General features: G+C 66.7%; 11 protein-coding genes. 6 read left to right on the plus strand and 5 right to left on the minus strand.

What is annotated here, in order from left to right:
- Positions 1–46: 46 nt before the first annotated feature.
- Together motA and BBA01S_RS43575 are read right to left on the minus strand one after the other, a co-directional pair.
- Positions 47–916: a flagellar motor stator protein MotA gene (gene motA / locus BBA01S_RS31315; RefSeq protein WP_027819891.1), complete on the minus strand. Its 870-nt coding sequence runs from the start codon at positions 914–916 to the stop codon at positions 47–49.
- A 44-nt stretch (positions 917–960) separates the two neighbouring features.
- Entirely contained in the window at positions 961–1,164 is a 204-nt protein-coding gene (locus tag BBA01S_RS43575) for a hypothetical protein (RefSeq protein ID WP_042298203.1), read from the minus strand.
- Between the two features lie 446 nt (positions 1,165–1,610).
- On the opposite strand from BBA01S_RS43575, the gene BBA01S_RS43580 reads away from it, so the two are divergent.
- The 5 genes from BBA01S_RS43580 (at position 1,611) to BBA01S_RS43600 (ending at position 7,424) form a co-directional block, all read left to right on the plus strand.
- The gene (locus BBA01S_RS43580) at positions 1,611–3,473 is read left to right on the plus strand and encodes a sensor domain-containing diguanylate cyclase (RefSeq protein WP_042298204.1); all 1,863 of its coding nucleotides are present in this window, start codon (positions 1,611–1,613) and stop codon (positions 3,471–3,473) included.
- A 404-nt stretch (positions 3,474–3,877) separates the two neighbouring features.
- Complete coding sequence (locus BBA01S_RS43590) at positions 3,878–4,540, plus strand: biliverdin-producing heme oxygenase (protein ID WP_042298206.1); 663 nt, start codon at positions 3,878–3,880, stop codon at positions 4,538–4,540.
- Positions 4,541–4,592: 52 nt separating this feature from the next.
- A complete protein-coding gene (locus BBA01S_RS31335) occupies positions 4,593–6,269 on the plus strand; it encodes a sensor histidine kinase (RefSeq protein ID WP_027819893.1) in 1,677 nt (558 codons plus the stop codon).
- A gap of 73 nt (positions 6,270–6,342) precedes the next feature.
- Positions 6,343–6,714, plus strand: a complete 372-nt coding sequence (locus tag BBA01S_RS31340; RefSeq protein WP_042298207.1) for a nucleotide pyrophosphohydrolase — start codon at positions 6,343–6,345, stop codon at positions 6,712–6,714.
- A complete protein-coding gene (locus BBA01S_RS43600; RefSeq protein WP_052391978.1) occupies positions 6,714–7,424 on the plus strand; it encodes a hypothetical protein in 711 nt (236 codons plus the stop codon). The genes BBA01S_RS31340 and BBA01S_RS43600 overlap by 1 nt, the downstream gene beginning before the upstream one ends.
- 61 nt (positions 7,425–7,485) lie before the next feature.
- Here BBA01S_RS43600 and BBA01S_RS31350 read toward each other — a convergent pair whose 3' ends face one another.
- Both BBA01S_RS31350 and BBA01S_RS31355 read right to left on the minus strand, forming a co-directional pair.
- Positions 7,486–7,923, minus strand: coding sequence for a response regulator (locus tag BBA01S_RS31350; protein WP_027819896.1), 438 nt, complete (start codon positions 7,921–7,923; stop codon positions 7,486–7,488).
- Between the two features lie 74 nt (positions 7,924–7,997).
- Positions 7,998–10,457 (minus strand): ATP-binding protein, encoded by a 2,460-nt coding sequence (locus BBA01S_RS31355; RefSeq protein ID WP_027819897.1) that lies wholly within the window; start codon positions 10,455–10,457, stop codon positions 7,998–8,000.
- A gap of 194 nt (positions 10,458–10,651) precedes the next feature.
- Between BBA01S_RS31355 and BBA01S_RS31360 the strand changes: the two genes are divergently transcribed.
- On the plus strand, positions 10,652–11,401 hold the full coding sequence (locus BBA01S_RS31360; protein ID WP_042298209.1) for a glycosyltransferase family A protein: 750 nt from the start codon (positions 10,652–10,654) through the stop codon (positions 11,399–11,401).
- 15 nt (positions 11,402–11,416) lie between these two features.
- On the opposite strand, the gene BBA01S_RS31365 is transcribed toward BBA01S_RS31360, so the two are convergent.
- On the minus strand, positions 11,417–12,645 hold a 1,229-nt coding region (locus BBA01S_RS31365; protein WP_027819899.1), incomplete at its 5' end, for a glycogen debranching protein.

The following is a 12,645-nucleotide window of genomic DNA, read 5'->3' on the forward strand; positions in this document are numbered from 1 at the left end:
TCTCCTGAACTTCCTGATCTTCCTGATGAGGCCTTGAAACGCAGCCTTAAGCGGCCTTCGGGGTCTTGGTCGCGCGCACCGTTTCGTCGAGCTCCTTGAAGCTCGGGCGATCTGCCGTGAACAGCACCTTGCGGCCGAATTCGACGGCGACCGGCGGCGCATAACCGGCCAGCGACGCGAGCAGCACGGCCTTGACGCACTGGAACGGCTTGGAGGCGGCGCGGCCCTTGGCGTTGAGCAGGTCGGCGATCGGGCCGACAAAACCATAGGCCAGCAGGATGCCGAGGAAGGTGCCCACCAGCGCGCCGGCGATCATCTCGCCGAGCACGGCGGGCGGCTGGCCGACCGAGCCCATCGTGTGCACGACGCCCATCACGGCGGCCACGATGCCGAAGGCGGGCAGGCCGTCGGCCATTTTCTGGATCGCGTTGGGCGCGACGGAGACTTCGGAGTGGTGCGTCTCCAGTTCCTCGTCCATGAGATCCTGCATCTCGATGGGATTGACGTTGCCGCTCGACATCATGCGCAGGTAGTCGACGATAAAGTCGAGCAGATGATGGTCGGCCAGCACGCGCTCGTACTTCTGGAACAGCGGGCTGCTTTCCGGTTCTTCGATATCTGCTTCGAGCGCCATCATGCCTTCCTTGCGCGCCTTCTGGAGCAGCTCATAGAGCAGTGCGATGAGTTCGAGATACTGCGCCTTGGTGTAGCCGCCGCCCTTGAAGCAGGTGGGCAGCGCCTTGAGCGTCTTGCCGAGCGTCGAGCGCGGATTGCTCACGACGAACGCACCGAGCGCCGCGCCAAAAATGCATAGCAGTTCGAAGGGTTGCACGAGCGCGGGCAAATGGCCGCCCACGCCCACGAAACTCCCGATCACCGATCCGAGGACCACGATCCAGCCGATTGCGACGAACATGATGTTTCCTTCTTTTCCCGTGAATCAAACCGATGCGTCGCGAATCAGGCGCGCCGCGTGCGATGGCGCGCCAGCAGGCGGCGCGTCGCGAAATTGGTGGCCGCGCCCGCATGGCGCGCGCACAGCGTGCCAGCGCGGCGGGCTCGCGGCGCCGCGCTGGCGGCGCGCGGCTTGCTGCCAGCGAAACGCGCGGCGCTCGCAAAAGGATGGCGTAGCGTAATTTTTACTGACTGTTCGGGTGATTTCATGATGCTGGTGCGTTGCGCTAAGGAACCGTGCCCTGCTTTACGGCGGCGCGTCATATTGCTTAAGGCATTTGAAGGTTTTTTTTGCAGGGTGCGAACAGGAAGTTTTTACGTATCGATTCGGTATCCAAACTAATTGGACGATGTGCCGCCACTGCGCAAGACCCTGCCATCAAGGCTGAGGGCATGAACGTCATGGGCAGGCGGATGCGCGCGACGTGGCCATCAAACGCACGATCGTGCTACTAATTAAACGTTTGCGAGCGTATTGAGGGTTTTCATCCAGGTGAGATGCCTGGGGTCAAAATTGCCGGATTTCTGCCGTTAACAGGAGCCAGGCGAGAGGAGCGGGGCGCGCAGCCCGACGCACCGCGCCTGTCGATGAACCACCGCGCGCCGATTGTGCCGATAACGCCAATCGCGCCGATTCCAGGGCCAGGACCCACCGAATGATTACAGCACCGCTTCCGCTCGACGAGGACTTGCGCCTGCGCGCGCTCAAACGTCTGGACATTCTCGATTCCGAGCCGGAAGAAGCGTTCGACCGCGTCGCGCGGCTGGCCGCACGGGCCTTCGCCGTGCCGATCGCGCTGGTGTCGCTGGTCGACGAAGACCGCCAGTGGTTCAAGTCGCATCACGGGCTCGCCGCCTGCGAGACGCCGCGCAGCATGTCGTTCTGCGCGCACGCGGTGCTCAGCAAACGCATGCTCGTGGTGGAGGACACCTTCGACGACGAGCGCTTTCTCGACAACCCGCTGGTGCTGGGCGCGCCGTATATCCGCTTTTACGCGGGCTCGCCGCTGCGCCTCGCGGACGGCCAGGTGATCGGCACGCTGTGCCTGATCGATACGCAGCCGCGCAGCTTCGAAGCGGACGATGCTCAGGCGCTGGCCGACTACGCGCAACTGATCGAGCGCGAACTCGAAGTGCGCGGCCAGTTGATCCGCTCGCGCACGGCGCACGAGCGCGACCGCCGCTCGCTGGCGATCAGCGAGGCGCGCTTCACGACCGTCTTCAAGGAGACGCCGATCGGCAATGCGCTGGTCGCGCTCGACGGGCACTTTCTGGAGGTCAATCCGACCTTCACCGAAATCACCGGCTACGACGAAGCGACGCTGCGCAAGCTGACCTTCGCCGAAGTCACGCACCCGGACGACCTGGCCTCCGACTTCGCGCTGGCGGCGGAGCTGGTGGCCGGCAAGCAGTCCACCTGCACGACCGAAAAGCGCTATATGCGCCCCGACGGCACGGCGATCTGGGTGAACCTGGCGGTGACGCTGCTGCGCGACGCCGCGGGCGTGCCGCTGCATTTCATCGCCGCCGTGCAGGACATCGACAGCCGCAAGAAAAGCGAAGAGGCGCTGCGCAACTATCACGTGGAGCTGGAGGAGCGCGTGCGCGAGCGCACGGCCGAGCTGCGGCGCAGCCGCGACGCGCTCCAGACCATTACGGACAATCTGCCCGTGCTGATCGCCGCCGTGGATCGCGACCTGCGCTACCAGTTCAACAACGAGACCTTCAAGCGCGTGCTGGCGCGGCCATCGGCGGCGATGCGCGGCTTGAGCATCCGCGAGACGCTGCGCCCGGAACTGTTCGAGCAGTTGCAGCCGTTCTTCACGCGCGCGCTGGCGGGCGAGCGCGTGACCTGCAACGAAGTGCGCTACCGGCTGGACGAAGAGCGCATCTGGTGCACCACCTACATTCCCGCCGAACGCGAAGGCAAGGTGACGGGCTTTTACGTCGTGTCGCACGACGTCACCGAGCAGCGCCGCACCGAACGCGAACTGCGCGAGAACGCGCTGATCGACCCGCTCACGGGGCTGGCGAACCGGCGCGCGCTAGACGAGGAACTGGGCGCGACGCTCGCGCAGGCGAGTCCGTTCGCGCTCTGTTTTATCGACCTCGACGGATTCAAGGGCATCAACGACCGCTACGGCCACGATACCGGCGACGCGCTGCTGCGCGAGGTCGCGAACCGCCTCACGTCGACGGTGCGGGCGGGCGATTTCGTGAGCCGTCCAGGCGGCGACGAGTTCGTGGTGATGAGTCGCGGCGTGACCGAGGCGGCGAGCGCGGAGCGCATTGCCCGGGCGCTCTGCGAGGCGCTGGCGGGGCCGCTGGTGGCGGGCGGCGAGGTGATCGAATGCAGCGCGAGCGTGGGCGTGGCGCTGCACGGCGCGAACGAAAGCGGCGTGGGCCCCGACGAGGCGCTGTGTCTTGCCGATGCGGCGATGTACGAAGCCAAGCGGGCGGGCCGCAATACGTGGCGCCTGGCGCGACAGGCGGCGCGCTCGACGCTGGTTGCGCAATAGGGCCGTGAAGTGGGCAGCCCCGTGCAATAGCCACACGAAATAAGGGCACGCTGCGCGCCAGTTCCGGACGCAAGGCTCGGGAACGGAAACTGCTGCTGAGCGCCGCAATGGTCTGGTAGCGGCTTTGCGGCAGCTTTACCCTGGACGCCGGTGCGGATTTCGCGCACCGCCGTGCGCAAATCCGACTGTGACGCGATAATGCCCTGATTCCGCGAGCGCAATCGCGAAAGGGCACGCGCCCGCCGTGTGCTTCGGTTCGCCGCCGCTCGCATCGACGACTACCGGAACCAGAAAACGCGTTGCGTGCGATGAAGCCTCGATGAAACCTCGTTGATCCATTCGCGCGCCCGCGGCCCCGTTTTCACGCACGTACGTTTGCACGTTTGCCCACCCGGACTTGACCCGTGACCGCACTTCGATCCGCAGCCGAATCCTCGTTCGTCGACGTCCTTGGCGCTTTGCGCCTGGCTACCGCGTCTCGCCACGAAAGCGCCGAGCGCGCCATGCCGCTCGCCGTCGCCGCGCCCACACTGGCCAATTACCAGCAGCATTTGCAGGTGTTGCACGCCTGGCTTGCCCCGCTCGATGCCTGGTTGCAGCGCTTCGACGATGGCCCGCAAGATCCCGCCTTGCTGCCGCCGCTGGCGCGTCTCGCACTGATCGAGCGCGACCTCGCGCATCCGGCGTTGCAGGGCGCGAAAGGTAGCCCAGGGCGTACACCGCCCGTCGCGGCCTCCCAGCCGCTTGCTGCCCTGGAAGCGGGCGCGGCGTGGCGCTGGGGCGCCTGCTATGTCATCGAAGGCTCGCAACTGGGTGGCGCGGTGCTGCTGCGTCGTTATGCCGGCACCTTCGCGCCCCATCCCCTCGATTACCTGAGCGGCGACGGCAACGCACCCGGCCCGCGCTGGCACGCCTTCGTCGCCGCCATGCGCCGCGCCGTGCATACGCCGCGCGACGTCGATCTTGCCTGCGCGGGCGCGCGCGCCGCGTTCGACCGGCTGATCGCGCTGTTGCCCGACGTTGCGCCCGCTGCCGCGCCCGCCGCGTCGCGCGCGGTGACCGCCTGAGCGCTCGCCGCGCGAGCAACGTCCAGCGAATCACGCAACGTCACGCGACATCATGTACGAGCCTTTGCCTGACCTACCGGCTTCCGGAGCGGCTGCTTCAGACGTTCCCGCGCCCGGCGCGGACGTCGGCGACATCTTCGAAGCGCTGCCCGACGCCTGGCTCGTGCTCGACGCCAGCATGCAGGTCGTCGCCGCCAATCGTGCCTATCTCGCGCTGGTGTCGAGCGAGCGCGCAGCGGTGATCGGGCGCTCGGTCTACGAGATCAACCAGGCGGGTTCGGCGGCGCAGCGCGAGGCGCGGCGTCGGTGGCTCGACGCGATGCTCGGCGACGGCGTGCCCGGCGAGAGCCGCCTGGGCCCGCCGATCCGCTACGACCTCGCCGGTGACGACGCCGGCCCGCGCGTGCCGCGCTACTGGCAGGTGCGCGTGACGCTGATGGCCACCGCGCGCGGCGAGCGTCTGTTCGGCCTGTGCGTGCACGACATCAGCGAGCGCATGGAGGACGAGGCGCGCGAGCAGCGCGAGCGCGCCAAGCTGCGCTCGCAGGCGCGGCTGCGCCAGGTGCTGATGGAAGAGGCCAACGAACAGTTGCGCCTGCAACAGGAGCAGTTGCAGCATGCGCTGGCGTTCGCGAGCGTCGGCGCGTGGGAGTTGCAGACGCAGACCGGCGTGTTCACCTGCAACGACCAGTTCAAGATGCTGCTGGGCCTGCCCGCTGCCGCGACCATCACGGAATCGCGTCTGTTCGGCGAACTGATCGACGTGGAGTATCGCGAGCGCGTGCGTTACGCCTTCGACGCCGCGCGTTTCGCCGATGCGCCGGTCGAAGTGGACTTTCGCGTGACGTGGCCCAATCGCGAGCGGCACTGGGTGCTGCTGCGCGCGGCGCGTCCGCGCGGCAGCGACGCGCAAGCTGCGGAAGCAGGCGGCGCGACGGCGTCGGTCATCGGCCTCGCGCTCGATATCTCGATGCGCAAGGAATCCGAGCTGGAGCACCAGGCGGCGGCGGTGACCGAGCGCGCCGCGCGCGAGCGCAGCGAAGAAGCCACGCGCGCGATGGATCACTTCGTCGCTGCCGTGAGTCACGAACTGCGCTCGCCGCTGGGCGCGATTCAATCGTGGGCGACGCTGCTGCAGCGCTCCGGCGACCTCGCGCACATGGCGCGCGCGGGCACGGTGATCGAGCGCAACGCGCGCCAGCTTGCATTGATGGTCGACGACCTGCTCGACAGCGGCGCGATTGCGACCGGCAAGCTTTCCATCGAGCTTGCGCCGGTCGACCTGGGCGCGCTGGCAGGCAATATCGCCGAGGACATGCGTATTCGCATCGAGGAAAAGGGCGTGCGCCTCGTGGCCGACAAACTCGAATCGTGCATCGTCATGGCCGACGAAAAGCGCTTGCGCCAGGTGATCTGGAACCTGATGACCAATGCGCTCAAGTTCAGCGAGTCAGGCGAGATCGTCGTGAGCGTGAGCGTCGATGCGGCGGCGGCGGGCACGGCGCAATTGAGCGTGCGCGACTCGGGACGCGGCATCGCGCCCGATGTGCTGGAGCGCATCTTCGAGCGCTTCTACCAGGCGGGCGGCAGTGGCCGCGCGTCAGGCCTGGGCCTGGGTTTGTGGCTCGCGCGCAGCATCGTGCGCCTGCACGGCGGCGCGATCTGGGCCGAAAGCGCGGGCGAGGGCCAGGGCGCGACTTTCCGCGTGAGCTTGCCGCGTTATCGCTAGTGCGTGCCGCCCACGCGCTCAACCGGGCGGTGCGGGCGGTAAAATCCGCGCTTTACGCTCACCCCAGGCTGCCATGACCGATTCCTCGCCCACCACGCCGCTCGACGCGCTCATGCAGCAGGTGCTCGCGTTTCGCGAAGCGCGCGACTGGCAGCAGTTCCACACGCTGCGTAACCTGATCGTCTCGACCAGCATCGAGGCAGGCGAGCTGCTCGAAACGATCCAGTGGAAGGACGATGCGCAGATCGCCGCGATGCTCGCCGATCCGCAGGGACTCGCGCACCTCAAGCAGGAATGCGCCGATGTCTTCATTTATCTGCTGCTGGTGGCGCACACAGCCGGTTTCGACCTGGTGCAGGCCGCCGCCGACAAGGTGCGCGTGAACGAAACGCGCTATCCGGCCGACAAGGCGCGCGGCAACGCGAAGAAACATAGCGAGCTTTGATGCGGGTTTTGTCGGGGTTAGGCCGCTGGCTGTGCGGCATCGCGCTGGCGGCCGGTGTGGCGCTTGCGTGGCTCGCTGCCTCGCTGCTTTGCTGGCCGCTTTTGATCGCGCTGCAACGTCTTGGCGCGTGGCTGTTCATTGCGCATGCGCGCGGCTCGTATCGCAGTCTCGACACCATCGCGAACGCCACGCTGATGGACTTTCCGCGTACTTGGCAGGGGGCCTTGTCGGTGCCGTTTATCGACGCGCCGCTCGGCTTTTTCATCCTGTTCTGGGCGCTGGGCTGCGCGGTGGTGGGCTCGAACGCAATCGACGACTGGCGCAAGGCGCACGCGCGCAAACGCAGAAAACCCGTGCGTACGCCGCGCGAGATCGTGTGGCGCACCGTGCGGCAAGGGCTGATCGTGACGGCGGTGTTCTGCGTGATCTGTGCGCCGTTCCTGCGCCGCTACGAGATCGTCACGCAGGACGCGCTTTATACGCGCGGGGTGTTCGACTGGCGTGAGCACGCATATGCGCTCGATACGCTCACGCGCATTACCGTCGATGCGCAAGGGCGCGGCCCGGTGCTATGGCGTTTCGAATTCGCGCCGGGCGAATCCTTCACGACCACCGGGCCCGATCGCAGCGTGCTGGAAGCGCTGCTTGCGCGACCGCACGTCGGATCGAACGTGCGCGTCGACGCCACGGGTCTGCATCTGGTGAGGTGATACGCCGGTTTATCGGCTGTATTTAGCGCCTGCACTTAGTGGCTGCATTTATCGACTGCATTTATCGACTATAGGGCGGCGGCTCATTGAGCACGGCCCAGAACACGCCCAGATCGTTGATGGCGTCCATGAAGTCGTCGAACTCGACGGGCTTCACGACGTAGGCGTTCACGCCCAGATCGTAGCTGCGCAGCAGGTCTTTCTCTTCGCGCGACGAGGTGAGCATGACGACGGGTACGCGCCGCAGCCGCGCGTCTTCGCGCACGACCTTGAGCACCTCATGGCCGTCGAGCTTGGGCAGCTTCTTGTCGAGCAGGATCACCGCGGGGTTTTCGTCGGCGCGATCGGCCCACTGGCCTTCGCGGCGCAGATAGTCGAGCGCTTCCGCACCGTCACGCAGCGCCACCACCGGATTCGCGAGCCGGGCCTTTTCGAGCGCGATCAACGTCAGCTCGATATCGTTGGGATTGTCTTCCACCAGCAGGATGGGTCTTAACACGACGCTTTCCTTCCTCTACCGCGCATAGGCGCGCAAAAACTTGAACAACTGCGTTTTCAACTTCGCTTTTCAATTCATTCGGGCTTGCGCACATTCCTGAACGGCTGCGTGTCCGGCGACACCGACGCAAGCCGCGCCACTGCCGCCGCCGCGGATTCGCCATCGAGCGCGCCGTTCTGCGCGGGCGGCGCAGCGGCGGTGCGCGGAATCGCGAACGAGACCGTTGTGCCCACATCGAGCTTGCCGTCGGCCCAGGCCTGGCCGCCGTGTCGCTCGACGATGCGCTTGACGCTGGCCAGCCCGATGCCCGTGCCTTCGAAATCCTCGAAGCGATGCAGCCGCTGGAACACGCCAAACAGCTTGCCGACATAGCGCGCGTCGAAGCCCACGCCGTTGTCGCGTACGAACACGATGTCGTGATCGGCGAGCGGCGTATCGCTTTCGCCCGCGTGGCAGCCGATTTCGATTATCGCAGGGTCATCGGCGCTCGCATGGTTGCGCGTGAACTTGACGGCGTTGTCGATCAGGTTGCGCAGCACCACGTGCATGAGCACCGGATCCACGGTGAGCGCGTGCAGCGGAGCGACACGCCATTCGATCGCGCGCTGCGGATGATCGCGCTGCTGGTCGGCGACGAGTTCGCCCACCAGCCGGTTCATGTCCACGCGCTGCTTGTGAAGCGCGGCGCGGCCCATCTGCGAGAACGCGAGCAGGTCGTCGACGAGCTTGCCGCCGAAGCGCGCCGAGTCCGCGATGCGCTCGACAAAATGCTGCCCGCGCGTCGAGAGATTGTCGCTTTCGTTGCGCGCGAGCAGATCGGCGAAACCGGCGATATGGCGCAGCGGCGCACGCAGGTCGTGCGAGACCGTGTACGAGAAGCCTTCGAGCTCCTCGTTCGCGCGGCCCAGTTCGAGCGCGAGCTGGGCGAGTTCTTCGGCGCGGCGCAAGACGATGTCGAGCAGCGCGGCGCGAAATTCCAGCGCGATTTCCTGCTCGGCGGCGTGCCAGGGCAGCGAGCGCTCGCGCACCACCTCCGTCCAGACGTCGAAGCTCGCGCGCGGCGACAGCGCGCTGGCCTGGCTCGCCAGTTTCTCGCGCGGGTTGCCGGCCCACTTGAGCGCGCGCACGACCTCCGGGCGGAACCAGATCACGTAATTGCGAAAGAGCCGCGAAATCGACACGGCGAGCATGCCGGCGGCGTCGTGATGGAACGGCACGCCCGCGGCCTGCGCGAACTGGTCGACGGCGGTGATCTCGCCGCTCTGGCCGTCGAGCCAGCTGAGGATCTGCTCGATCTGCGCGGTGTCGGGCGTCGTGCCGACGGTGACGATGCGTCCGTCGAACACGATGGCCGCGCCCGCCGCGTTGGCGAGTCCAAGCAGGTCGTGCGGCTCGGCGCACAGCGCGCTCACGAAGTGCTCGCTGTTGGCCATGGCCGCGAGCAGGCGCGACAGACGGCGGCGCAGCTCCAGCCGGTATTCGGCCTGCGTGCGGTCTTCGCATGCCTCGATCTGCAACGAGAGCATCTGCGCGATGTGTTCGCAGGCCGCGCGCACTTCGAAGGCGGGCACGCGGGCGCTTTCGTGATGGCACGAAATGAGGCCCCAGAGCTGCCCGCGCACCACGATCGACATGGACATCGACGAGCCGGTGCCCATGTTCTTCATGTACTGCACGTGCACCGGCGAGACGCTGCGCAGCGACGCCCATGTGAGATCGGTCGCGCGGCCCGTGGCCGGGTGCAGCGGCGGCACGAGCGGCACGCTTGCGTAATCGGCGTCGGCGATCAGGCGGATACGGTTGTGCACATAGAGCGCGCGCGCCTGGGCAGGGATGTCCGCTGCGGGGAAGTGCTGGTCGAGATACGACGCGTAACCCGGATCGAGCGCCTGGGCGATGACGTGGCCGTTGCCTTCGTCGTCGAAGCTGTAGACGAGCGTGCGGCCAAAGCCGGTAATGCGCTTGACCTCGCTGGCGGCGAGGCGCGCGAGATCGTCGACGCCCGCGCTCTGCTGCAGGCCGCGCAAGAAGGTGCGCACGAGCGGATAGAGCGACGAGAACACATCGGCGGTGCCAAGCGCCGGTTCGAGCTCGACGATGGCGATGCCGTCGTAGCGATGCACGACGATGGCCAGCGGCGGGTGGGCGGCAGCGCCGGTCGACGCATCGGTGCCGGAAACGCGCATATCGCGTGTCTCGCGTGTAGCGCGCATATCGCGCGGATCGGCGATCGTGCCGACGAGGCGCGGCGTGCCATCCGAACCCGGCTCCGCGAGCGCGGCAAGCGTCGCCTGCGAGGCGTGCTCGCCGACGATGCGCGCAAACGGTTCGCCGAGCAGCGCCTGCGCGCTCGCGCTCACGCCGGCGGACGCAGTCACGAGTTCAGCCGCATTTGTGCTCAGTTGCACGATGCGGCCAGCGTCGTCGAGGCTAAACAGATACCCGTGCGGCTGGATGCTGCCGGGCACGTGGATCGGCTCGCTGGCGCAGTCGGCCGGTGCGGCGTGCGCGCCAGGAGGCGCCGGATGGGTCATGAAGGCTCCGTGGAGGGACGCGGGTCAAGCGCGTTCCGCAATGCTGGCGTGGGCGCGCAGCGTGGCCGCGCGCAGATTCTGAACAGTTGTAGCAAGGCGCGTGCCGCGCTTTCGGAATTTTCTCGTTCCGTGCCGGGCGGCGGATTGCCAACATGGCGGCCTCGACTATGTCATGCACGCCAAGGCTTATGCAAATGAATCCCGCCATCGTCGTCATCCCCACCACCGGCGCGCCCGAACTCGAACAGGCTGTGCGGTCGGTGCTCGACCAGAGCGTGCCCACCGACGTGCTCGTGATCTTCGACGGCCCTGGGTTCGCGCGGCCGCTCGCGTTGCCCGCCGATGAGCGCATCCACACGCTGGTGCTGCCGTTCAACACCGGCGCGAATCGCACGGCACGCATTCCCGAATCGCAGAAACAGCACTGGTTCGGCGCGCGCGTGATGTGCGCGGCGGGCTACCTCGTCAACAACGACTACGCGATGATGCTCGACCAGGACAACTGGCTGCGCGCCGATCACGTCGCGACGTGCCTGGCGGCCATCGAATCGCGCTCCGCCGGTTCGCTGCAATGGGTGTATGCGCTGCGCACGATCCATCGCAAGGACGGCAGCTTCGTCTGTCGCGACGAGTGCGAAAGCATCGGCCCGCGCGATGGCGTGAGCGGCTGCCTGATCGACACGAGCTGCTACTTCTTCCGCACGGACTTTCTCCTGAAGACCTCACACCTCTGGCTTTGGGGCTGGGGCGGCGACCGCCGCTTTCTGCTGCGGCTCGTGCAGGCCTACGGCATGGACGTGTTCAAGGGAACGGGCCGCTATACCGTGCATTACCGGCTGGGCGGCAACGAGCATTCCACCCAGGACGAGTCGTTTGTCGTCGAAGGCAACGCGCACATGCGTGCCCAATATGGAACAGGGATCTTGCCGTGGGCGGCGGAGTGATCCCGCTACGCCAGCTCAACCGGTGAGATCTTCCTCCAGCCGCTGGAAGACGCGCTGCGTCGCGCCGCGCGCGTGCAGCGCGAACAGCAGCAGCGAACGTCCCGTGACCTGGTAGATCTCGCCCGCTTCGAAGTCCGGTAGTTCGTCGCGCACCGGCATGTTGGTGTCGATCAGGCAGCTCCATTGATCGTTGCCCGGCACCGAGGGCAGCGTGAATTCCACCATGTCGTGATACGCGTTGAGCACGATCAGCATGGTGGCGTCCGAGGCGAGGCGCATGATCCCGCTGGTCTGCGACCGGCCATCGATCAGCATACCGAAGCATCGCATCTGCGCATCGCCCCATTGCTCGCCTGTGAGCGGCACGCCTGCGGGCGAGAGCCATTCGACGTCGGTGACATCGAGCGTCGCGTTGTGCTCGCCGGTGAGAAAGCGATTGCGCCGCAGCACCGGCAGCGCATGGCGCAGCGTCGTGAGCTTGCGCACGAAATCGGCGAGCGCATGTCCGTCTTCGTCGATGCCGTTCCAGTCGACCCAACTGATCTCGTTGTCCTGGCAATATGCATTGTTGTTGCCGCGCTGCGTGCGCCCGAACTCGTCGCCCGCGAGCAGCATCGGCGTGCCTTGCGCGAGCAGCAGCGTGGCGAGGAAGTTGCGTTTCTGGCGCTCGCGCAGGGCGCGAATATCGGCGTCGTCGGTCGGCCCCTCGACGCCGCAGTTCCACGAGAGATTGTCCGAGTGGCCGTCGCGGTTTTCCTCGCCGTTGGCTTCGTTGTGGCGCTCGTTGTACGAGACCAGATCCTGCAACGTGAAGCCGTCGTGCGCGGTGACGAAGTTCACGCTCGACCACGGGCGGCGGCCGCGCCGGTTGAACTGGTCGCCGGACGCGGCCAGCCGCGTGGCGAGGTCGGCGGCCTTGCCTTCGTCGCCCTTCCACCAGCCGCGCACGGTGTCGCGAAAGCGGTCGTTCCATTCGGCCCAGCCCGGCGGGAAGCCGCCCACCTGGTAGCCGCCGGGGCCGCAGTCCCAGGGCTCCGCGATCAGCTTGACGCTCGCGAGAATCGGATCCTGGCGGCAACTGTCGAGAAAGCCGCCGCCTTCGTCGAAGCCATAGGGCTCGCGCCCGAGGATCGTCGCGAGATCAAAGCGGAAACCGTCGACGCCCATTTCCAGCACCCAGTAACGCAGGCTGTCCGTCACCATTTGCAGCACGCGCGGATGCGAGAGATTGAGCGTGTTGCCGG

It is taken from the genome of Paraburkholderia bannensis NBRC 103871 (assembly GCF_000685015.1).
GTDB classification, from domain to species: domain Bacteria; phylum Pseudomonadota; class Gammaproteobacteria; order Burkholderiales; family Burkholderiaceae; genus Paraburkholderia; species Paraburkholderia bannensis.

What these genes read in the sequence shown, in the direction of transcription:
- BBA01S_RS43575 (WP_042298203.1), bottom strand. Translation starts at nt 1,164, where the DNA reads ATGAAATCACCCGAACAGTCAGTAAAAATTACGCTACGCCATCCTTTT.
- BBA01S_RS31340 (WP_042298207.1), top strand. Translation starts at nt 6,343, where the DNA reads ATGACCGATTCCTCGCCCACCACGCCGCTCGACGCGCTCATGCAGCAG.
- BBA01S_RS31355 (WP_027819897.1), bottom strand. Translation starts at nt 10,457, where the DNA reads ATGACCCATCCGGCGCCTCCTGGCGCGCACGCCGCACCGGCCGACTGC.
- BBA01S_RS31335 (WP_027819893.1), top strand. Translation starts at nt 4,593, where the DNA reads ATGTACGAGCCTTTGCCTGACCTACCGGCTTCCGGAGCGGCTGCTTCA.
- BBA01S_RS43600 (WP_052391978.1), top strand. Translation starts at nt 6,714, where the DNA reads ATGCGGGTTTTGTCGGGGTTAGGCCGCTGGCTGTGCGGCATCGCGCTG.
- BBA01S_RS43580 (WP_042298204.1), top strand. Translation starts at nt 1,611, where the DNA reads ATGATTACAGCACCGCTTCCGCTCGACGAGGACTTGCGCCTGCGCGCG.
- BBA01S_RS31360 (WP_042298209.1), top strand. Translation starts at nt 10,652, where the DNA reads ATGAATCCCGCCATCGTCGTCATCCCCACCACCGGCGCGCCCGAACTC.
- motA (WP_027819891.1), bottom strand. Translation starts at nt 916, where the DNA reads ATGTTCGTCGCAATCGGCTGGATCGTGGTCCTCGGATCGGTGATCGGG.